General features: G+C 35.4%; 21 protein-coding genes. 12 read left to right on the top strand and 9 right to left on the bottom strand.

Annotation, left to right across the window (positions count from 1 at the left end; translation table 11 throughout):
* Window position 1 precedes the first annotated feature (1 nt).
* From B0A65_RS10305 to hemA, 6 genes are all read right to left on the bottom strand, one after another.
* Window positions 2–379 (bottom strand): hypothetical protein, encoded by a 378-nt coding sequence (locus B0A65_RS10305; RefSeq protein WP_074660180.1) that lies wholly within the window; start codon window positions 377–379, stop codon window positions 2–4.
* A 78-nt stretch (window positions 380–457) separates the two neighbouring features.
* Window positions 458–1,483, bottom strand: coding sequence for a uroporphyrinogen decarboxylase (gene hemE, locus B0A65_RS10300; protein ID WP_074660181.1), 1,026 nt, complete (start codon window positions 1,481–1,483; stop codon window positions 458–460).
* A 48-nt stretch (window positions 1,484–1,531) separates the two neighbouring features.
* Window positions 1,532–2,197 (bottom strand): uroporphyrinogen-III synthase, encoded by a 666-nt coding sequence (locus tag B0A65_RS10295; protein WP_074660182.1) that lies wholly within the window; start codon window positions 2,195–2,197, stop codon window positions 1,532–1,534.
* Window positions 2,197–3,120, bottom strand: coding sequence for a hydroxymethylbilane synthase (gene hemC / locus B0A65_RS10290; RefSeq protein ID WP_074660183.1), 924 nt, complete (start codon window positions 3,118–3,120; stop codon window positions 2,197–2,199). Before hemC ends, B0A65_RS10295 begins: the two co-directional genes overlap by 1 nt.
* Before the next feature lie 131 nt (window positions 3,121–3,251).
* Window positions 3,252–3,656 (bottom strand): GxxExxY protein, encoded by a 405-nt coding sequence (locus B0A65_RS10285; RefSeq protein WP_072969962.1) that lies wholly within the window; start codon window positions 3,654–3,656, stop codon window positions 3,252–3,254.
* A gap of 70 nt (window positions 3,657–3,726) precedes the next feature.
* Complete coding sequence (gene hemA, locus B0A65_RS10280) at window positions 3,727–4,977, bottom strand: glutamyl-tRNA reductase (RefSeq protein ID WP_074660303.1); 1,251 nt, start codon at window positions 4,975–4,977, stop codon at window positions 3,727–3,729.
* Window positions 4,978–5,204: 227 nt separating this feature from the next.
* Here hemA and B0A65_RS10275 point away from each other — a divergent pair, with 227 nt between their 5' ends.
* The 6 genes from B0A65_RS10275 (at window position 5,205) to B0A65_RS10250 (ending at window position 10,857) form a co-directional block, all read left to right on the top strand.
* Window positions 5,205–6,077, top strand: coding sequence for a helix-turn-helix domain-containing protein (locus B0A65_RS10275; protein ID WP_074660184.1), 873 nt, complete (start codon window positions 5,205–5,207; stop codon window positions 6,075–6,077).
* 217 nt (window positions 6,078–6,294) lie between these two features.
* Window positions 6,295–7,308 (top strand): ferrochelatase, encoded by a 1,014-nt coding sequence (hemH, locus tag B0A65_RS10270; protein WP_074660185.1) that lies wholly within the window; start codon window positions 6,295–6,297, stop codon window positions 7,306–7,308.
* A gap of 88 nt (window positions 7,309–7,396) precedes the next feature.
* Window positions 7,397–7,945: a CopD family protein gene (locus tag B0A65_RS10265; protein WP_074660186.1), complete on the top strand. Its 549-nt coding sequence runs from the start codon at window positions 7,397–7,399 to the stop codon at window positions 7,943–7,945.
* A 131-nt stretch (window positions 7,946–8,076) separates the two neighbouring features.
* Window positions 8,077–9,492: an ATP-binding protein gene (locus B0A65_RS10260; protein ID WP_083370448.1), complete on the top strand. Its 1,416-nt coding sequence runs from the start codon at window positions 8,077–8,079 to the stop codon at window positions 9,490–9,492.
* A 10-nt stretch (window positions 9,493–9,502) separates the two neighbouring features.
* Window positions 9,503–10,285, top strand: a complete 783-nt coding sequence (locus tag B0A65_RS10255) for an enoyl-CoA hydratase/isomerase family protein (RefSeq protein ID WP_074660188.1) — start codon at window positions 9,503–9,505, stop codon at window positions 10,283–10,285.
* 173 nt (window positions 10,286–10,458) lie between these two features.
* Window positions 10,459–10,857, top strand: coding sequence for a hypothetical protein (locus B0A65_RS10250; protein ID WP_026982330.1), 399 nt, complete (start codon window positions 10,459–10,461; stop codon window positions 10,855–10,857).
* A gap of 175 nt (window positions 10,858–11,032) precedes the next feature.
* Here the strand turns inward: B0A65_RS10250 and B0A65_RS10245 are convergent, their stop codons facing one another.
* From B0A65_RS10245 to B0A65_RS10235, 3 genes are all read right to left on the bottom strand, one after another.
* Entirely contained in the window at window positions 11,033–11,686 is a 654-nt protein-coding gene (locus B0A65_RS10245) for a metal-dependent transcriptional regulator (RefSeq protein WP_074660189.1), read from the bottom strand.
* 93 nt (window positions 11,687–11,779) lie between these two features.
* Complete coding sequence (locus tag B0A65_RS10240; protein ID WP_074660190.1) at window positions 11,780–13,648, bottom strand: Nramp family divalent metal transporter; 1,869 nt, start codon at window positions 13,646–13,648, stop codon at window positions 11,780–11,782.
* A gap of 75 nt (window positions 13,649–13,723) precedes the next feature.
* Window positions 13,724–14,116 carry a Fur family transcriptional regulator gene (locus tag B0A65_RS10235; protein ID WP_074660191.1) on the bottom strand — a complete coding sequence of 131 codons (393 nt, stop codon included), beginning with the start codon at window positions 14,114–14,116 and terminating at the stop codon, window positions 13,724–13,726.
* Between the two features lie 94 nt (window positions 14,117–14,210).
* Between B0A65_RS10235 and B0A65_RS10230 the strand changes: the two genes are divergently transcribed.
* The 6 genes from B0A65_RS10230 (at window position 14,211) to B0A65_RS10205 (ending at window position 20,401) form a co-directional block, all read left to right on the top strand.
* Window positions 14,211–14,564 carry a MerC domain-containing protein gene (locus B0A65_RS10230; protein ID WP_074660192.1) on the top strand — a complete coding sequence of 118 codons (354 nt, stop codon included), beginning with the start codon at window positions 14,211–14,213 and terminating at the stop codon, window positions 14,562–14,564.
* A gap of 11 nt (window positions 14,565–14,575) precedes the next feature.
* Entirely contained in the window at window positions 14,576–15,484 is a 909-nt protein-coding gene (locus B0A65_RS10225; protein WP_074660193.1) for an NAD(P)/FAD-dependent oxidoreductase, read from the top strand.
* A gap of 261 nt (window positions 15,485–15,745) precedes the next feature.
* The gene (locus B0A65_RS10220) at window positions 15,746–18,007 is read left to right on the top strand and encodes a TonB-dependent receptor (protein ID WP_074660194.1); all 2,262 of its coding nucleotides are present in this window, start codon (window positions 15,746–15,748) and stop codon (window positions 18,005–18,007) included.
* A 179-nt stretch (window positions 18,008–18,186) separates the two neighbouring features.
* Entirely contained in the window at window positions 18,187–18,651 is a 465-nt protein-coding gene (locus B0A65_RS10215; RefSeq protein ID WP_074660195.1) for a thioredoxin family protein, read from the top strand.
* Window positions 18,652–18,669: 18 nt separating this feature from the next.
* Window positions 18,670–19,830 (top strand): lycopene cyclase family protein, encoded by a 1,161-nt coding sequence (locus B0A65_RS10210; RefSeq protein ID WP_074660196.1) that lies wholly within the window; start codon window positions 18,670–18,672, stop codon window positions 19,828–19,830.
* A 160-nt stretch (window positions 19,831–19,990) separates the two neighbouring features.
* On the top strand, window positions 19,991–20,401 hold the full coding sequence (locus B0A65_RS10205) for a BrxA/BrxB family bacilliredoxin (RefSeq protein ID WP_026982321.1): 411 nt from the start codon (window positions 19,991–19,993) through the stop codon (window positions 20,399–20,401).
* The last annotated feature ends 148 nt before the right edge of the window (window positions 20,402–20,549 follow it).

The following is a 20,549-nucleotide window of genomic DNA, read 5'->3' as shown; positions in this document are numbered from 1 at the left end:
TTTATTTGTTTTTAGCCGAAGCGATTTTGGCATTTATTCCGAAGGAGAAAATATTGCTTTCTCGTTGTATATATTCGTAAATAGCCAGCGCTTTAATTTCAAAATGATAGTTTTCCGCTTTTGAGAATTCCATTAAAAAATCAGCAAATTGCTCTAATTGATTGAAATCTAAATGACGTCTAACTAATAATGTAATCAATTCTTCATTTTGGTAATCAATTAAACTTTCAATGTTTAAACAGAATTCTTTTAATTGATTTTCAATATCAAATTTTTGATCATGGTTTAAAGGTTGAGGTACAAAATCAAGAGCGCGCAATGTTTTCAGGACATTGTCAATTCTGATTGCTTCGTCGTCTCTTAGGCCTTTGTTGAGCATTATCTTTTTGAGTTTTCAGTCGCAGTCGCAGTTTTCAGTTTTTGAAGTGGACTGAAAACTGCGACTGAAAACTGTATACTATTGCCCGTATTCTTTAACCGCGTCAATAAACGCTTTTGCGTGATCTACAGGGATAGTTGGTAAAATTCCGTGACCTAAATTTACGATATATTTGTCTTTTCCAAACTCGTCGATCATTTCGTGAACCATTTTCTTGATGGTAGGAATTGGAGAAAATAATCTTGAAGGATCAAAGTTTCCTTGTAAAGTAATATTTCCACCAGATAAATAACGCGCATTTCTAGCCGAACAAGTCCAGTCTACACCCAAAGCCGAAGCTTTACTTTTACCCATATCGCCTAAGGCAAACCAACATCCTTTTCCGAAAACAATAACCGGAGTAACCTCAGCCAAAGCATCGACAATCTGGTTGATATATTTCCATGAAAATTCCTGATAATCAACCGGAGAAAGCATTCCTCCCCAAGAATCAAAAATCTGAACGGCATTAACTCCCGCTTTTACTTTTTCTTTTAAATATAGAATTGTTGTATCTGTAATTTTTTGCAATAAAGTATGCGCTGCGATAGGATTCGAAAAACAAAAACCTTTAGCAGTATCAAAACTTTTAGAACCTTTTCCTTCAACAGCATAACAAAAGATTGTCCACGGTGAACCAGCAAAACCAATTAAGGGCACTTCGTCGTTCAGCATTTCTTTAGTCAATTTAACGGCGTCAAAAACGTAACCTAAAGTTTCATTTACATCCGGAACATAAACCTGATTAACTTGTTCCATGGTGCGAATCGGATCTGGAATAATGGGTCCCAGATTGTCTTTCAATTCTACGTGAATTCCCATTGCGCGAGGCACAACCAAAATATCTGAAAACAAAATAGCAGCATCCGGAGCAATTCTGCGAATAGGCTGAACGGTAATTTCTGCAGCTAATTCTGGGGTTTCACATCTTGTGAAAAAGTCATATTTATCACGTAAAGCTCTGAATTCTGGTAAATATCTTCCAGCTTGACGCATCATCCATACTGGTGGGCGTTGCACAGTTTCTCCTTTTAAGGCGCGTAAAAATAGGTCGTTTTTTAACATGTTTTTTATTTTAGGTGCAAAGTCACAAAGGGACAAAGTTGCAAAGGTTTATTTATATTCTTCAATTACGTCTTCAATCACATCTTCAACTGTTGGCTGGTCTGCGATTATGATGTTTTTAGTAATTTTATGTAAAGCGTCTGCAGTAGTTTCTCCAATGCAAAAACACGTTTCTTTTTTAATTGTATTGTCTTTCAAATAACTTTCAACGCCGGAAGGGCTGAAAAATAAAATCGCGTCAACGGCTGTTTTTATTTTCTGAGGTGTTAATGATGTATCGTAAACCTGAATTTCGTTAAACTTTACTTCAGCTTCTTTTAAAGCTTGTGGCAAAGTATCTCTGCGAAGGTTTCCACTGAAAAAAGTAAAGCTTTCAGAACGATAAATTAAAGTGATAATTTCAGCTAAATCTGATGCATAACCAGTGTAAGCCACCACATTAAAACCACTTTCAGATAAAAGAATCTTAGTTTTTAAACCAACGCAAAAAACATTTTTACTTTTAAGTTCTTCCGCTTTTGGATGAGATAAAATACTGTGAACGGCATTTTGACTGGTGAAAATCAGATTCTCGTTGAGGTCTTTTAGTTCGAAAGATTTATTTTGAGTCTGAATGAAATCGGTATCTATAACATCTATATTAGCAGCAGTTAACGCTTGTTTTTGCTCGCCCGATAGCTTTTTTGTGGATAATATCTGAATTGATTTTGCCATTATTTTTTTAAAGATTCTTTAATAGATTGCATCAACTCGGTTCCGCCATTGTTTAGAATTTCCTGAGCAGCGAAAAATCCTAGTTTTTTCCACTCTGAAATATCGACGGTTTTTTCGATTTCCAGTTTTTGTTTTCCATCAACAGAAAGCAAAACGCCCTGAAAATGTAAAGCATCCTCGTCTTCGTTGTATGTAACCAATGCTCCAATTGGCGCTGTACAGCCACCTTCAAGCGTTCTCAAAAACTGACGCTCTATATAAGTACAGATTTCCGTTTCAATATGATTTAACTGCGAAAGTGCGTCCAAAGTATAATTGTCATTTTCCATCGCCACAACAAGCATTGCTCCTTGTGCCGGTGCTGGAATCATCCAATCTAGATTGATATAATTTTCTGGTTTTAGGTTGATGCGCTCCAAACCTGCAGCAGCAAAAACAGCTCCGTCCCAGTTATTGTCTTGTAGTTTTTGCATACGTGTGTTTACGTTTCCGCGTAAATCAACCACCGTATGGTTAGGATATTTATTGAACCATAAAGCCTGACGACGCAAGCTTCCGGTTGCTATCGTACTTGGTTGCTCAAAATCCGGATTTCCTTTATGGACCAAAATATCAAGAACATTGGCTCTTTCTAAAACCGCAGCCTGAACAATTCCTTGTGGTAATGCGGTTGGAACATCTTTCATCGAGTGAACTGCAATATCGCAATCGCCGTTAATCATGGCAATATCCAGCGTTTTAGTAAAAATTCCGGTAATGCCAAGTTCGTAAAGCGGTTTGTCTAAAATAATATCGCCGGTAGATTTTACCGCAACAATTTCGGTTTTATAACCCAAATCATTTAGTCTTTTCTCGACAGTATGTGCTTGCCAAAGTGCCAATTCGCTATCGCGAGTTCCTATTCTGATTGTTTTTTCAGCCATGTTTTATTATTTTACCATTAAGATATTAAGGATCATTAAGCTTTGTGTTGAATGTAAGAGAATTAAGTTTTAAACGTTTAAACTTAATTTTTCTTAATCTCTTAATGATTCAATATCTTTCCAGTAATGTTTTAATCTATTAATCTTGCAAAATGATCATTTACAAGTGGTTTCATTGATTTTGTTATGTTTAACGTATTAAAATTAATTAATAAACCTTGAGGTCTTTGTAGTAATTTCATATATGTTAATAATTGTGCTTCATGAATTGGTAGAAGATTTTCTATTGCTTTTAATTCAACCACTACACAATCATTTACAAGTAAATCAATTCTTAAATCAGACTCTAATTCAAGATCGTAATAATCTATTTTTACAACTAATTGTTGTTTAACGTCATATCCATTTTGTTCTAATTCATATTTGAGGCATTGTTCATAAATGCTTTCTAAAAGTCCAGGCCCTAATGCTTTGTGCACTTTTATAGCAAAACCTGTAATTTCATAAGCCAATTGTGTAACCTCTTTTTTTGTCATAGAACTTTTATTCCTTTTTTATTCTTTTTACCATTAAGATATTANNTAATATCTTAATGGTAAAAAAAACCTAAGATGCTTTTATTTTGAAGACTTTTTCGATCCATTCGATGCTTTCATCGACCATGGTGTCATCGTCTTTTAAGTGGTTTGCGAAATGTGTAGTGATTTTTTGAATGATTCTGTTACTGATGATTTCAGCCTGAGCTTCATTGAAATCAGTAATTTTTTTGCTTTGAAAGTTTAATTCTGAATCTTTAATGGCGTTCAGTTTTTCTTTTAAAGCATTGATAGTTGGAGCAAATTTTCTGCCTTTCATCCAAACCACAAATTCTTCTTTGATTTCTTCGATAATTGCTTCAGCAGCCGGAATGTGTAATTTTCTGTTTTCCAAAGTTTCATCTGTCAATTGCGACAAATAATCCATGTGAATCAAGGTTACGCCTTCTAATTCCTCAACGTTTTCATGAACGTTCTTCGGAATAGATAAATCTAAAATCAATAAAGGTTTTTTAAGATTTAAGATGGCTTTGTCAATTGTTGGGTTTTGTGCGCCGGTAGCGACAACCACAACATCTGCTTTTTGAAGCTCTAAATGAAGTTCCGAATAATCTTTAACAATCAAATTTAGTTTTCCGGCCAATTTCTCAGCTTTGTCTTTCGTTCGGTTGATTAAAGTAATATGTTCGTTTTTAGTATGTTTTACAAGATTCTCGCAAGTATTTCTTCCGATTTTTCCTGTTCCGAAAAGTAAAATGTTTTTATTCCCGATGTCTTCTACATTTTTCATAATGTATTGAACCGATGCAAAAGAAACTGAAGTTGCTCCAGAACTTATTTGAGTCTCGTTTTTGATTCTTTTGCTCGCCTGAATCACAGCATTTACCAATCTTTCCATAAAAGTATTGGCCAAACCCATTGATTTAGAATGGATAAAACTGGTTTTAATTTGAGATATAATTTCAAAATCGCCCAGAATCTGACTGTCTAAACCGGTTCCTACGCGAAACAAATGATTAATCGCTTCCTGATTTTTATAAACGAATCCCACTTTTTGGAAAGCATCTACAGATCCGTTACTATTATCGCAAATCAATTTTATTAATTGAAAAGGGTGTTCAGCAAAACCGTAGATTTCGGTTCTGTTGCAAGTCGAAGTGACAATTAAACTTTCTATTCCTTCTGTTTTAGCCTGTTCCAGTAAACGCGTCTTCGCAACTGCATCCAAACTAAATTGACCTCTGACCTCAGCATCAGCTTTTTTATAACTCAGACCAACTGAATAAAAATAAAGGTGTTTCGGTACATTATTGTTTTCCATAAATTCACTTTCATAAAAGTGCAACAAAATTATCATTATACTGTTTACAAAAGTAACGCTCAAAGTACTTTTTGTATCGCTGGGTGTTTTTTTGTTTCTAAACGTCTGTTTTTATGCAAAAAGAAGTATTTTTGTAGCAAAATCAAGTTGTTTGAATTGATTTGTTTAGAGTGATTCTAAATAACATTTTTGATTTACTATGATTTTAGTTTCAAAAAAATATCGCTATGAGTTCTCAGGAAATTATAAAAATTGAAGACGACTTTACGCTTATCCGTTTTCAAAACGACAGTTTAGAACCGTTTTTTGGGCAGCACGAAGTTGGTAGTGGTCTGATACAGTTTCACTTCGGAATAAAAGGCAATGCCAAATTCTTGTTTAATCAGGGCTCTTATGCTCTGGATTTGAAGGAAGAAAAATCGTTGCTTTTGTACAATCCACAGAAAGAATTACCGCTGAATTTAGAACTTGCTCCAAATTCGTGGGTCATTTCTGTTATTGTATCCATCAAGAAATTTCACGCGTTGTTTTCTGCAGAAGCAGATTATATTACTTTTTTAAGTCCTGATAATAAGGACAAAAAATATTATAATGAAGGAAATATCAGTCCTTCTATGGCTATTGTGTTGAGTCAGCTGTTTCATTATAACCTTCATCCGTCGATAAAAAACCTTTATTATAAAGGAAAAGGATACGAATTGTTGAGTTTGTATTTCAACAGAACCGAAGATCCAAATGCAGAACAATGTCCGTTTTTGATTGACGAAGATAATGTGTTGAAAATTAGAAGAGCTAAAGAAATCATCATCGCTAATATGGCCGAACCGCCGGGATTACAAGAACTGGCTGATGAAATTGGTTTGAATTTGAAGAAACTTAAAATGGGTTTCAAACAAATTTACGGCGATACCGTTTATGGTTTTCTATTCGATTACAAAATGGATTTCGCCCGAAAATTATTAGACAGCGGATCTTATAATGTAAACGAAGTTGGATTGAAAATTGGCTATAGCACCGGAAGTCACTTTATTGCGGCGTTCAAAAAGAAGTTTGCCACAACTCCGAAGAAGTATTTGATGTCGATTAATACGAATGTTTAGATTTTTGTTAGCCACGAATTCAAGAACATCTGCTTTAATCTGTATAGATCTGCGTGAAAAATTTCACGAATTATCAAAATCAATTTTAGATATTCAACAATAATAAAAAAGTAATAAATATCATATTTCTAAAAAGTAGCAAGTTCTACTTTTGCCGAAAATTAAAACAAAAACAAAGCTTAAAGCCTAATGCTTAAAGCCTAAAGCAAAAAAAATAATGAAAGGCGTATTATTAGTAAACTTAGGATCTCCAGAAAGTCCAACTACAAAAGATGTAAAACCGTACTTAGACGAATTTTTAATGGATAAATACGTGATCGATGTTCCGTATTTGTTGAGAGCTTTTTTAGTTCGTGGTATTATTCTAAGAAAAAGACCAGAAGAATCAGCACATGCTTACGCTAAAATTTGGTGGGAAGAAGGTTCTCCGTTAGTGGTGCTGTCTGAAAGAATGCAGAAAAAAGTACAGCCTTTGGTAAATATTCCAGTTTCTTTGGCAATGCGCTACGGAAGTATGACTATCGAAAAAGGTTTACAGGAATTGCACGATAAAGGAGTTACTGAAGTAATGCTTTTTCCGTTATATCCACAATATGCAATGGCTTCGACTTTGACGATTTTAGTTAAAGCAGAAGAAATCCGCAAGAAGAAATTCCCACACATGACTTTTACAGATGTACCTGCGTTTTACAACAAACCAGATTACATCAAGAATTTAGCTGATTCCATTCAGAAACATTTAGTTGGTTTTGACTATGATCATTTATTATTCTCGTATCACGGAATTCCGGAGCGTCATATTCGTAAAACAGATATAACCAAATCACATTGTAAAATTGATGGTTCTTGCTGTAACACGCCTTCGCCGGCACATGATTTCTGTTACCGTCATCAATGTTATGAAACAACGAGACAAGTCGTGAAATTATTAGGACTTCCACAAGATAAATATAGCTTGACTTTTCAATCGCGTTTAGCGGGAGACAAATGGCTGGAACCTTATACGGATGTTGAAATTGATAATATGCCAGGAAAAGGAATCAAGAAATTGGCGGTTGTAACGCCAGCTTTCGTTTCAGATTGTCTTGAAACTTTAGAAGAAATCGCCATGCGTGCCAAAGAAGATTTTGAAGCAAATGGAGGCGAAGAATTCTTGGCAATTCCGTGTTTGAATGATGATGATGAATGGTGTCAGACGGTTAGTAACTGGATTAATGATTGGGCTAAATAGAAAATAGAGTCAAGAAAATAGAGTCAAGATTGTTGAGCATAAGTCAACTTTAAAAAAAACTTGAAACTTTAAACCTGAAACAAAAAGCATGGAATATTATAACTACTTAAAATCACTTCATATCATTTTCGTACTAACTTGGTTTGTGGGATTATTTAATATCGTGCGTTTATTTGTTTATCAAATTGAAGCGAACGATAAACCATCTCCTGAAAAGGAAATTTTACAAGCGCAATTTAAAATTATGAGCTACAGATTGTGGTACATCATTACATGGCCTTCAGCAATTTTAGCCAGTATTTTTGCTTTTTGGATGCTGTTTTTCACTGATTTAGGTCAGGCCTGGCTTAAAATGCCGTGGATGCATATAAAGTTATGTTTCGTTTTTCTATTGTATTTGTATCATTTAAAATGCCATCAAATATTCAAGCAATTGCAAAACGATGAAGTAAAATATTCAGGTAACTATATGCGTTTGTGGAATGAAGGTGCTACTATTATATTGTTTGCTATCGTTTTTTTAGTAGTTTTAAAAAGTGCTTTCAATTGGATCTTCGGTGTAGTAGGAATCATTTTATTCTCGGTTTTACTGATGCTGGGGTTTAAATTTTACAAGAGAATTAGGGAGAAAAAATAGTCTTTAGTCGCAGTTTTCAGTCACAGTTTCCACTCTGACACTGAAAACTGCGACTGCGACTGAAAACTAAATTTATGCTAAACAACTTCAAAATGTCGATGCTTTCATTGCGTACCAGGATTTTCCTGTCGATGATTGTATTGATTGTTGTGGCATCTTTTTTATTGGCTTCGATTTCGATTATTCAGTTTAAAACTGAAGCCAAAGAATACCATCAGGAACGTTTAGAACGTAAAGAAAATGCAGTAAAAGAACATATTAATTACGTACTTTCTACTACAACTTATCCGCTTAAAACTTCTAATCTAGATTTGATTTTTAAGGATAAAATCCACGAATTGGCCCAAATCCATAAGATTGAAATCAATATTTACAGTCTTGACGGAAAACTGCTGAAATCATCAAAAGAATCTTTTGCAGTTGATAAAGTAGCACCTCCGGTTCCGGATTATATACTGAAGTTGGTAAAATCGTCTATCGAAAAGCGTTTTGTAGATATTAAAACAATCGACGGAGTTAAAAATCGATCTTCATATAGTTTGATTAAAGATGAAAAATTCAAACCGCTCGGCATTTTAAATCTTCCTTATTTAGAAGACGACGGTTATTATGACAACGAGTTAAATACTTTCCTGATTCGTTTAAGTCAGGTATATTCGTTTATGTTGATTGTGGCATTTGCTTTGGCGTATTTCCTTTCGACTTATATAACCAAATCGCTTAAAACGATTTCTGATAGATTGGAAGAGACCAATCTGGATCAGAAAAACGAAAAGATTGTATTAGAAGCCAATAGTAAAGAAGTGAATTTCTTAATCAAGGCTTATAACGGAATGGTGGAAAAACTCGAAACGAGTGCCATAAAACTGGCTCAAAGTGAACGTGAAGAAGCCTGGCGCGAAATGGCAAAGCAAGTGGCGCACGAAATTAAAAATCCGCTTACGCCCATGCGTTTGACGGTGCAGAGTTTTCAACGAAAATTTGATCCTACGGCACCTGATGTTAAGCAGAAGCTAAACGACTATTCTGAAACCTTAATCCAGCAAATAGATACGATGACGGCGGTGGCTTCGGCCTTTTCGAATTTTGCTTCGATGCCGGCACAGCAAAATGAAACACTGAATGTTGTTGAAGTTGTAGAGCTTTCACTGGATATTTTCAATGAAGACTATATTGTTTTTGAAAGTGAAGAAGAGGAAATCATCTCAAAAATGGACCGAACACAACTAATACGTGTCATTACCAATTTGGTAAAAAATGCAACACAGGCTATTCCGGAAAGCCAGTTTCATAAATCTATTTTGGTTACGGTAAAACGCAGAAATAATAATGTTGAAATTGCCGTAAGAGATAACGGAATCGGAATTCAGAAACAAGATTCTGGCAGAATTTTCGAACCTAAGTTCACTACCAAAACCAGCGGAATGGGTCTTGGCCTCGGAATTATAAAAAACATCATCGAAAATTACAAAGGAACAATTACCTTTGAATCAACTTACGGAAAAGGAACCACATTTACGGTTTCTTTGCCTATCACAAACTCATAAAACCACGACCATGAACTACGAAAATCTTTTAATTTCTATTGAAGAAAAAATTGCTACCGTAACCATAAACAGACCTACAAAACTGAATGCTTTAAACAAAGCAACCATCAGCGATTTGAATAAAGCTATCAAATTATTAGGAAAAAATGATGAGGTTCGCGTTATTGTTTTGACCGGAAGTGGTGAAAAAGCTTTTGTGGCTGGAGCCGATATTTCAGAATTTGCCAATTATACAGTAGTTGAAGGCGCACAATTAGCCGCCGAAGGACAAGAATCCCTTTTTGATTATATAGAAAATTTGAAGAAACCGGTAATTGCAGCAGTAAATGGTTTTGCGTTAGGCGGTGGGCTAGAATTGGCAATGGCGTGTCATTTCAGAGTAGCTTCAGATAATGCCAAAATGGGATTGCCGGAAGTAACTTTAGGATTGATTCCGGGTTACGGAGGAACGCAGCGTTTGCCACAATTAGTGGGTAAAGGCCGCGCGATGGAAATGATTATGACTGCGGCCATGATTTCTGCTGAAGAAGCAAAACAATATGGTTTAGTAAATCACGTAGTGCCGCAGGCTGAACTTCTTGAATTTACAAACGGAATCGCTCAAAAGATCATTAAAAATGCTCCATTTGCTATCGGAAAAGCGATAAAGGCCATTAATGCGAACTTTAAAGATGGAAAAGATGGTTTTGAAACTGAAATAAAATCATTCGGAAAATGTTTCGGAACGCAGGATTTTAAAGAAGGAACCACAGCGTTTTTAGAGAAAAGAAAAGCTGAATTTACAGGAAAATAGAATTATACCACAGAGCTTCACAAAGATTTTACACAGAGCTTCACAAAGTTTTTTCCTTGTGCCCTTTGCGTAAATCCTAGCGAACTTTGCGGTTAAACAACACAATACAGAGACTCATAAGGTTTTAAAAACTTAGAACCTTAGCATCTCAGAACCTTAGCACCTTAAAAAAAATGTACGAACCAATATTTGCTCTTTTTTGCGAACGCGTCAAAGAAAGTATTCAAGCCGGCACTTTTGCCAAACTTACACTTGCCAAAACAATCGGCGATACCGAGATTAAAAATATTTATTTCCGATTGGTTTTAAATGAAGATAATACCTATTCCATTTCATTGACTTCGCGTTACAAAACCGAAGAAATCGAAAGTATCCATACTTTAGATGAAGCTTTAATGGTTTTAGGAACTTATATCAAAAATCCGTTTTTGACTGCACTTTTGTTTACGACTGATAACGATGTAACATTCAAAGTAAATAAGAAAAACGCAGGAAGTATTATCGAACAAGAACCGACATTTAAAAATGCTTCGCCGGTAATGTTAGAAATGATTGAAAAAGGTATTGTTTAGTTTTTACTAATATTGAAGCTATAGCATTCAGTTTGTCAGGCTGAGCGAAGTCGAAGCTCGGTTCGCTGAATCACTTTGCGAGACTTCGACTTCGCTCAGTCTGACAAACGAAAAAAATCAGTCCTTCGCGTTCCTCTGTGAAAAACCTCCGCGTATCTCTGTGGTATAACCCCTCCTAAATAAGCTTCACAAACAAATTAGAAGCAATTTTATTCGAAATAGATAATTCCCTTCCATCAACCTTAATTTTAACCGATAAATCGAATGATTCCTTAGAAAGAAATTCGATTTTAGATCCTAAAGCAATTTCCTGTTTGTCCAGATATTTCAAAAACTCTGAAGAAGTATCTTTTACACCCACACAAACACCAATTTGATGTTCGGTCAATTCAGAAAGCAAATATTTTTCTATTTTAATGATTCGGCCATTGGCATCGGGAATCGGGTCGCCGTGCGGATCTTCTGTTGGATTTCCAAGAAAATCATCCAATCGATTAATTAATTGCTCTGATTTGATGTGCTCTAGCTGTTCTGCAATATCGTGAACCTCATCCCAGCTGAAATTTAGTTTCTCCACCAAAAAAACTTCCCATAAACGATGTTTTCGAACAATCATTTTGGCAGCCAGTTTTCCGTTTTCGGTCAATGAAACACCTTGGTATTTTTTATAGTTTACTAAATCTTTATCTGCCAGCTTTTTAAGCATATCGGTAACCGATGAAGCTTTGGTTTCCATCATTTCAGCAATAGCATTTGTGCTCACTTCCGTTTCTAAAGAAGCCGTAAGGTGGTATATTGATTTTAGATAGTTTTCTTCTGAGAAAGTCATTCTTTTAAGGTTCTGAGGTTCTAAGGTTCTGAGGTTCTAAGTTTTTGTTCTGAAGAAAACCTTAGAACCTTAGCATCTCAGCGACTTAGCACCTTATTTAACAATTAACAAAGGTATCGAAATTTTATGTCTCAATTTGTCTACGGTGGTGCCAAATAAAATGTCTTTTAATCCGGTGTGGCCGTGGGTTCCCATGACTAAAATGTCATAATTTCCTTCGTTGATGATTTTCGGGATTACTTTGTTTGGTTTTCCAAAACCAAGTTCGGTTTTGATGTTGAAACCTTTCTGCGAAAGCATTTCTTTATATTCTAACAATAATTTTTCATCGATCGTGGTTTCATGATCATGAACGTGAACACCATACATGTGTGCACCAACGGTTTCAACAATGTGAATTAAAGTGTATTGTGTGTCGAGTCCACCTAATTCAAAAGCTCTGTTCAATGCAGATTCATCAGCTTTTGAGAAATCTACAGAAATCGCGATATTCTTATAGCTTTGGCCTTCTTTTGGAGAAAACTGCAGTTTTAAATTATGCGGAGAATGATTGATGAATTTAGCCTGTGCTTTTACGATAAAAGGTTTTGCAATGATATAAAGCAACAAAGCCAGAAATGCTAAAGCCAATGGAATAACGGTAAACCATAATATCATTGGATTACTAGAGCTTTCAAGCCATGAGGTTATTTCATCATAAACCAATTTGGCATTCAAAGAAACGATGATTGTGGCAATAATCCAGGAAACAACCTGAGTGGTTTTTGAAATATGAAAACCATTCATTTTTGATTTATCGCTCACAAAATGAATCAGCGGAATAATAGCAAAACCCAATTGCAAACTCAAAATTACCTGGCTCAGAATTAATAGTTTCCCCGTGACGCTTTCGCCATAAATATAAATCACAATTAAAGCGGGAACAATAGCAATTAAACGCGTAATAATGCGGCGAACCCAAGGCTGAATTCTTAAATGAAGATAACCTTCCATTACAATTTGCCCCGCTAAAGTTCCTGTTACGGTTGAGCTTTGTCCAGCGGCGATCAAAGCTATTGCAAATAAAGCTGGTGCCCATTTGGTTCCCAATAAAGGTTCTAGAAATTTATGCGCGTCCTGAATTTCAGCAACTTCAAACATACCATTTTTATGAAAAGTTGCTGCAGCAAGAATCAATATGGCAGCATTAACAAAGAAAGCAAGGTTGAGCGCAATCGTTGAGTCAATAAAATTGTATTTTAAAGCTTGTTTTATTCCGGCAGGAGTGCGGTCGAATTTTCTGGTTTGTACCAAAGAAGAGTGTAAGTAGAGGTTATGTGGCATTACGGTTGCTCCAATAATTCCAATAGCGATGTACAAGGCTGCCGAATTTGGAATTGACGGAATTAATCCTGCCATTATTTTAGAAACTTCCGGTTCAGCAAAAATCATTTCAAAAATAAAAGAAAACCCAATAATAGCGACTAGTACAATAATAAAGGCTTCCATCTTGCGAATTCCTTTGTTGATCAGGAATAATAAAAGAAAAGTGTCTAAAACAGTAATTAAAACACCTTCCATCAGCGGAATGTCAAATAGAAGATTGATTCCGATCGCCATTCCCAGTACTTCAGCTAAATCGCAGGCTGCAATGGCAATTTCTGCCAGAAAATATAAAATGTAATTGATGAATTTAGAATAGGTTTCTCTCGAAGCCTGCGCAAGATCGCGTTGTGTTACGATTCCAAGACGGGCGCTTAAACTCTGCAATAGTAAGGCCATTAAGTTACTCATTAACAAAACCCATACTAAAGTGTAGCCAAACTGACTTCCGCCGGCAATATCTGTGGCCCAGTTTCCGGGATCCATATAGCCGACGCTTACTAAGTATGCCGGACCTAAAAAGGCTAATATTTTACGAAAACCGGTTTTTTTATGCTCTGTTGCAACCGATTGGTTAACTTCTTCTAAAGATTTGGTCATTTCTACAACTGTTGTTTTAACAAATGTATATAAAAATTACATTCGCGCAACAATATTTTTAGACTAGTCTAAATCTTAAATGTTAGAATTGGAACAATTGGGACATATTCCTGACAATGTAAAGTTTATGTCGTTCACTTTATAATTGTGTGGAATAATATAACTCGGCTTCACACTTTCGAGACAAGTTATTTCAAGACACTTTTCGCAACTGAAGTGAGCGTGATTGTGAATGTGAACTCGCTGTGCATGATGATGGCATTTTGCATATTTTACAGTTCCATCAAGGTCTACAATTTTATGAACAATATCGTCATTGACCAGACGATCTAAAATTCTATAAACAGTAACGCGATCACAAATTTCTTCGATTTGTTTGTAAATTTCGGTATGTGACAGCGCAGTCTTAGATTTTCCAAAAATCTCTAAAACGGCCGTCTTTGCTGTGGTGTTTCTTGTTGTTTTCATTTTTTTAAAATAAAAAAATATTATTGCAACAATGTTGCAATTGATTTTTATGTGTATATTTGCAACAAAATTGCATTAAGCAAAAGTACACGAAATGAAGAAAACTACAACACCTTTTTACGATATTTTAGGAATTTCAAGCGCGACGATTTGTTTGGTGCATTGTCTTATTTTTCCGCTTCTGACTGTGTTGCCTTTAGGCTTGAGTCATAATCCGTTTATTGATTTGCTTTTCGCAACGATCGGGCTTTTTGCAATCTTTAAAATTATAAAAAAATCGGGACTATTAATAGCAACAATTTTGATTGTTTCGATGGGGCTGATTTGGATCAGTGTTCTAAGTGAAATCATTTTAGATATTCATCTTGATTTGATTTTCATTGGCGGAACCGGAATGATCATTGGGCATTTGCTGAATTATAAAACACACAAAATTAAAAACCATTAATAAATACAGTTATGGAACAAAAGAATTTTGAAGTCATTATTGTGGGCGGAAGTTATAGCGGACTTTCAGCGGCGATGAGTTTAGGGCGTTCTTTACGTCAGGTTTTGGTTATTGACAGCGGTTTGCCTTGCAACAGACAAACGCCACATTCACATAATTTCATTACACAAGATGGTGAAGTGCCTGCTGTCATTTCGGCGAAAGCCAAATTACAAGTGGATTTCTATAAAACGGTTCAGTTCTTTAACGGAGTTGCTGTTCAGGCGATAAAAACAAAAGAAGGTTTCGAAATCAAAACAGATTCAGGCGAAACTTTTACTTCTAAAAAAGTATTATTCGCAACGGGTGTAAAAGATTTGCTTCCCGAAATTAAAGGTTTGGCTGAATGTTGGGGTATTTCGGTTTTACATTGTCCGTACTGTCATGGTTATGAAGTGAAAACAGAGAAAACTGCCATTATCGCCAACGGAGAAATGGCTTTTGAATATGCAAAACTGATTTCGAACTGGACAAAAGATTTAAGATTGCTGACCAATGGAAAATCAACCATGACATGGGAACAAACAGAAATTCTTCAAAAACATCAGATCGAAATCATTGAGGAAGAGATTGAATCTTTGGAGCATGAAAACGGAAATCTTAAGCAAGTGATCTTCAAAAATCAATCAAAAGTAGCCGTAAAAGCAATTTATTTCAGACCGCCTTTCGAGCAGCATTGTCCTTTGGCCGAAGCTTTAGGTTGTGAATTAACGGAACAAGGTTTGATCAAAGTTGATATGATGCAGAAAACGACTCTTCCTGGAGTTTATGCAAGTGGAGATTGTGTTATTCAGGCGAGATCTGTCGCGATGGCGGTTTCTTCGGGCTCATTTGCAGGTGCTTCTATTAATAAAGAACTTATAGATGAAAGCTTTAGTTGATATTCTGGCTGCTAATTTTTAAACACATAGAGACATAGATTTTTTCTTTGCGTTTAAAGGTCAATTTAAAAAGCTAGCTTTCACACATAGCTATGTTTTTTAATGCAAGTGAAACGCCTTTTGCCAGATAAAAAAACTATGTCTCTATGTGTTTAAACAAAAATCTAACATATTGATTTAAATTGATTTAAAATTTTTAGTTTCAGAATCATTATTTGTCAAATTTAATTTTTAGTTTTGTCTAAATTTAATTTTATAATAATGAAAAACTCAATAGTAATATTGATTCTGTTTACTTTACAATTTTCTTACGCACAGGAAAACATGACTATTTCTGGTTTTGTTACTGGCGAAGGAAATAAAATACAAGCCGCGAATGTGCATTTACTGGGCACCAAACAAAAAACAGTTACCGATAGTTTAGGTTATTATTTTTTTGAAAATGTTACGAGAGGAAAATATACTATTCGAGTGACCTCGACTGGATTCAAACCAATGACCGTTGAAATTTTAGTTGTTGAAGCACAAAATACAAATCAAGATTTTGAGTTAGAAGACAATGAAAATCAACTTAACGAAGTTGTGGTTTCAGGAACTTTAAAAGCAGTAAAAAGATTAGAAAGTGCTGTTCCGGTTGAGGTTTATTCGCCGGTTTTCTTCAAGAAAAATCCAACTCCGAGTATTTACGAAGCGCTTCAAAACATCAATGGCGTTCGGCCGCAGCTTAATTGTGGTGTTTGCAATACGGGCGATATTCATATCAATGGTTTAGAAGGTCCTTACACTTTGGTGTTGATTGACGGAATGCCAATTGTGAGCAGTCTTTCGACGGTTTATGGTTTATCCGGAATTCCGAATTCTCTGGTCGAACGAATTGAAATCGTAAAAGGTCCGGCTTCGTCTTTGTACGGAAGTGAAGCAGTCGGCGGTCTGATTAATATTATCACTAAAAACCCAACGAACGCGCCGGTTTTTGCAGCTGATGTTTTTACCACGACTTATTTGGAAACCAATGTCGATTTGGGAATGAAATTCAGTCCGACTAAAAAATCAATGACGCTTTTGGGAATCAATTACTTTAATTACAATGAAGTGGTCGATAAAGACAAAGACAATTTTACCGATGTGACTTTGTCTGAACGGATTTCGGTTTTCAATAAATGGAGTTTTTTGAGAAATGAAAATAGACTTTTCACGATCGCGGCACGTGGTATGTATGAAGATCGCTGGGGCGGAGATGTGCGCTGGGAGAAAAAATACCGAGGCGGCGATGAAATTTACGGCGAAAGTATTTATACCAAAAGAGGTGAATTAATAGGAAGTTATCAATTGCCATTTGAAGAAAAACTGATGCTTTCGTTCTCCGGAAATGTGCATTATCAGGACAGTCGTTACGGAACAACATCGTATATCGCGAATCAGAAAATTGGTTTTTTGCAATTGACCTGGGATAAAAAGCTAGGAAGGAATGATTTACTTGCCGGAATTGCGAATCGCTATTCGTATTACGACGACAATACTACTGCCACAAAAGAAGCCGAAAGCACCTGGTTACCCGGCATTTTTGTTCAGGATGAAATTACGCTTTCGCCGAAAAGTCAGGTTTTGTTAGGAATGCGCTATGATTATAACTCGATTCACGGTTCAATTTATACACCAAGAGTGGCGTATCGTTGGAAGAAAAACGAAAACACGATTTTCAGATTGAATGCCGGAACGGGTTTTCGTGTTGTGAATTTATTTACCGAAGATCACGCAGCATTAACAGGTTCGCGCGATGTTGTCATTCAGAATGATTTGAAACCAGAACAGTCTGTGAATGCGAATCTGAACTATATTCAAAAAATAAACTTCGGTAACGGCACTTTTATCGGAATTGAAACAACGGCTTTTTACACCCGTTTCAGCAATAAAATCATATCCGATTACGAAACCGATCCCAATAAAATCATTTATGATAATATCAACGGTTATGCTATCAGCCAGGGAATCAGTACGAATGTAGATATCAATTTTCCTTCAGGATTAAAGATGATTTTGGGCGCTACTGTTTTAGATAATAAAAATGTGGAAAACGGGGTTTCAGAAAGACCTTTTTTAACCGAGAACTTTACAGCAACCTGGAGCGTTTCTTATAAAATAGAATCCTTAAATTTATTATTGGATTATACCGGGAATGTTTACAGTCCGATGAACTTGCCATTGTTGAGTGAATATGATCCGAGAAGCCCGAAATCGCCGTGGTTCAGTATTCAGAACATTCAATTTACCTATTTTGGATGGAAGAATTTTGAGCTGTATGGCGGAATTAAGAATCTGTTGAATTTCACACCAATGCAAAAAAATCCGTTTTTAATCTCGAGAGCGAATGATCCTTTTGATAAAAATGTGCAATACGATTCGGCCGGAAAAGTATTGGTAACACCGGATAATCCATACGGATTAACTTTTGATACGACGTATGTTTACGGGCAAAATCAGTCGATTCGCGGGTTTTTTGGGTTGAGATATACTTTGAGATAAAATGTTTTATGCCACAGATTGCACAGATTAAAAAAGATTTTTTTGCCACGACCCGAGCGATAGCGAATAGGCGAAGCAATTACCTTGAATTTTAATTTGTGCAAATTTGTGTAATTTGTGGTAACACTTTTTTTAAATTCCTTTTAATCTGTACAATCTGTGGCAAAAAATAAAAACACATGAAAAAGCTAGCAATAATTATCTTCTTTTTGGGAATTACCTCAACGGGATTCTGCCAACTTCAAAGCAGATCTTTTGAGGCGATAGATAGTTTGCAGCAGATTCAAAAGCGAAAAATTATCGTTTTTATTCATACCAATTGGTGTCAGTATTGCCAAAAAATGAAAAGCACGACTTTCAAAAATCAGGAAATTATCCAAAGTTTAAATTCGGATTTTTATTTTATTGATTTTAATGCTGAGGAAAAACAGGATATTTCATTTAATAATCAAATGTTTAAATACCAGCCAACAGGAAATAATGTTGGTGTGCATGAACTGGCTTTGGAACTCGGAACAATGAACAATCAAATTGTGTATCCGGTTTTGTGTGTTTTGAATGAGAAAAACGAAATCATGCTGCAGTATAACAATTACCTCAGCCCAAAAGATTTTAAACTGCTTTTAGAAAAATTGAAAGAATAAAATTCCTTATTTTTGAGAATGAATTCTTCGCAAATAAAACATTTCAATTACATTTTTACAGGAACAGGTTTGTCAGCTTTGATGACCGTTTATAAAATGATTTTATCTGGGAAATTCATTGACAAGTCTATATTATTATTAGATCAGGATGTTAAGAAAACCAATGACAGAACCTGGTGTTTTTGGGTACAAGAAGAAACGATATGGAATTCAATCATCTCAAAAAAATGGGATTCGGCTTTGTTTGCAAATGAAGATTTCAAAAGAGATTTGGAGCTGAAACCATATCAATATAACCAAATTCGTGGAATTGATTTTTACAATTTTGTTTTTGAAACCATTTCTAAAGAATCAAATATCACTTTTTTAAACGAAAAAGTAACCGATATCAATGAACTCGAAACTCATGTTTTTGTGGGAACCGAAGAAAACAGATATACTGGGGATTACTTATTCAACAGTGTATATACCAAGGGCCTTGTTCAAAGTCAAGCCAAATATCCGGTTTTGCAACAGCATTTTGTGGGTTGGTTTGTGAAAACTGAAGATGAAGTTTTCAATCCGGAACAAGCTACTTTCATGGATTTTTCGGTTGAACAAAGAGGAAATACTCGTTTTATGTATGTTTTGCCAATTTCTAAAACAGAAGTTTTGGTGGAGTATACGTTGTTTTCGGAGAGTTTGCTTCCGAAAGAAGAATATGAAAAGGAGATTCAGTTGTATTTAGAGAAACTCGGCGCAGCTAAATTTGAAATTATTGAAAAGGAGCAGGGAAGTATTCCGATGACTTGTTATCCCTTTTGGAAAAAGAATACCAAAAGAGTTTTAAATATTGGGACAGCCGGCGGATGGACCAAAGCGAGTACTGGTTTTACTTTTAGAAATTCAGATAAAAAATCATCTCAGTTGGTAGAATTTCTTCAAAAGGAAAACTTCAAAATGGCATCCTTTCATAAAAAGAGCCGATTTTGGTTTTATGATTTATTGCTTTTGGATATTTTGTACCGCCATAACGAATTAGGAAGCCCTATTTTCTCCTCTTTATTTAAAAAAGGTAATCCAGCATTGGTTTTTAAGTTTTTGGACGAAGAAACAAGTTTAATGGAGGATTTGCAGGTTATTGTGAAATGCCCTAAAACACCATTTTTGAAAGCTTTATTTCGAGTTTTGTTTAAATAAGAGCCTTTATAAAGCTCCAATTTTGACTTTCGACTTTAAGACTTTCCAACTTTCGACTTTTCCAATCGAACTATAACAAAACTTTATACTTCAAATTAAGTAGTTGCGCTTAAACTTTGTAACTTTGCAAAATCAAAAGTAAAATTTAAAAATAAACAATATGTATCCAGAAGAAATGGTAAAACCAATGCAAGCTGAATTAACAGCTGCAGGTTTTCAAGATTTACATAGTGCTGACGCTGTAGATAACGCTATCAAAGCTGAAGGTACCACTTTAGTTGTTGTAAACTCTGTTTGTGGCTGTGCTGCAAGAAATGCACGTCCGGGAGCAAAAATGAGTTTAGAAGGTGCTAAAAAACCAGATCACTTAATTACAGTTTTCGCTGGTGTTGACAAAGAAGCGGTTGATGCTGCAAGACAACATATGTTTCCTTTTCCTCCATCATCGCCATCTATGGCTTTGTTCAAAAACGGAGAATTGGTTCACATGTTAGAGCGTCACCACATCGAAGGACGTCCAGCTGAATTAATCGCTGAGAATTTGCAAGATGCGTTTAACGAGTTTTGTTAATTCTTGAGGTTCTAAGGTTCTGAGATGCTAAGGCACTAAGGTCTAAAAAACAAAAAGCACTACTTTTTAGTAGTGCTTTTTTTTATCTTTAATCACAATCTCTTAGCACCTTAGTATCTCAGAACTTTATTTTAAACCTTAGTACCTT

Source organism: Flavobacterium frigidimaris, assembly GCF_002217275.1.
Lineage (GTDB): Bacteria > Bacteroidota > Bacteroidia > Flavobacteriales > Flavobacteriaceae > Flavobacterium > Flavobacterium aquidurense.
This window is presented reverse-complemented; position numbering and strand designations above follow the sequence as displayed.

Excerpts from the sequence above, each read along its gene's own strand:
- B0A65_RS10260 (WP_083370448.1), top strand. The coding sequence starts at position 8,077 with ATGATTGTATTGATTGTTGTGGCATCTTTTTTATTGGCTTCGATTTCG.
- hemH (WP_074660185.1), top strand. The coding sequence starts at position 6,295 with ATGAAAGGCGTATTATTAGTAAACTTAGGATCTCCAGAAAGTCCAACT.
- hemA (WP_074660303.1), bottom strand. The coding sequence starts at position 4,977 with ATGGAAAACAATAATGTACCGAAACACCTTTATTTTTATTCAGTTGGT.
- B0A65_RS10210 (WP_074660196.1), top strand. The coding sequence starts at position 18,670 with ATGAATTCTTCGCAAATAAAACATTTCAATTACATTTTTACAGGAACA.
- B0A65_RS10295 (WP_074660182.1), bottom strand. The coding sequence starts at position 2,197 with ATGGCAAAATCAATTCAGATATTATCCACAAAAAAGCTATCGGGCGAG.
- B0A65_RS10305 (WP_074660180.1), bottom strand. The coding sequence starts at position 379 with ATGCTCAACAAAGGCCTAAGAGACGACGAAGCAATCAGAATTGACAAT.
- B0A65_RS10240 (WP_074660190.1), bottom strand. The coding sequence starts at position 13,648 with ATGACCAAATCTTTAGAAGAAGTTAACCAATCGGTTGCAACAGAGCAT.
- B0A65_RS10275 (WP_074660184.1), top strand. The coding sequence starts at position 5,205 with ATGAGTTCTCAGGAAATTATAAAAATTGAAGACGACTTTACGCTTATC.
- B0A65_RS10205 (WP_026982321.1), top strand. The coding sequence starts at position 19,991 with ATGTATCCAGAAGAAATGGTAAAACCAATGCAAGCTGAATTAACAGCT.
- B0A65_RS10230 (WP_074660192.1), top strand. The coding sequence starts at position 14,211 with ATGAAGAAAACTACAACACCTTTTTACGATATTTTAGGAATTTCAAGC.
- hemE (WP_074660181.1), bottom strand. The coding sequence starts at position 1,483 with ATGTTAAAAAACGACCTATTTTTACGCGCCTTAAAAGGAGAAACTGTG.
- B0A65_RS10215 (WP_074660195.1), top strand. The coding sequence starts at position 18,187 with ATGAAAAAGCTAGCAATAATTATCTTCTTTTTGGGAATTACCTCAACG.
- B0A65_RS10285 (WP_072969962.1), bottom strand. The coding sequence starts at position 3,656 with ATGACAAAAAAAGAGGTTACACAATTGGCTTATGAAATTACAGGTTTT.
- B0A65_RS10245 (WP_074660189.1), bottom strand. The coding sequence starts at position 11,686 with ATGACTTTCTCAGAAGAAAACTATCTAAAATCAATATACCACCTTACG.
- hemC (WP_074660183.1), bottom strand. The coding sequence starts at position 3,120 with ATGGCTGAAAAAACAATCAGAATAGGAACTCGCGATAGCGAATTGGCA.
- B0A65_RS10250 (WP_026982330.1), top strand. The coding sequence starts at position 10,459 with ATGTACGAACCAATATTTGCTCTTTTTTGCGAACGCGTCAAAGAAAGT.
- B0A65_RS10220 (WP_074660194.1), top strand. The coding sequence starts at position 15,746 with ATGAAAAACTCAATAGTAATATTGATTCTGTTTACTTTACAATTTTCT.
- B0A65_RS10265 (WP_074660186.1), top strand. The coding sequence starts at position 7,397 with ATGGAATATTATAACTACTTAAAATCACTTCATATCATTTTCGTACTA.
- B0A65_RS10255 (WP_074660188.1), top strand. The coding sequence starts at position 9,503 with ATGAACTACGAAAATCTTTTAATTTCTATTGAAGAAAAAATTGCTACC.
- B0A65_RS10225 (WP_074660193.1), top strand. The coding sequence starts at position 14,576 with ATGGAACAAAAGAATTTTGAAGTCATTATTGTGGGCGGAAGTTATAGC.
- B0A65_RS10235 (WP_074660191.1), bottom strand. The coding sequence starts at position 14,116 with ATGAAAACAACAAGAAACACCACAGCAAAGACGGCCGTTTTAGAGATT.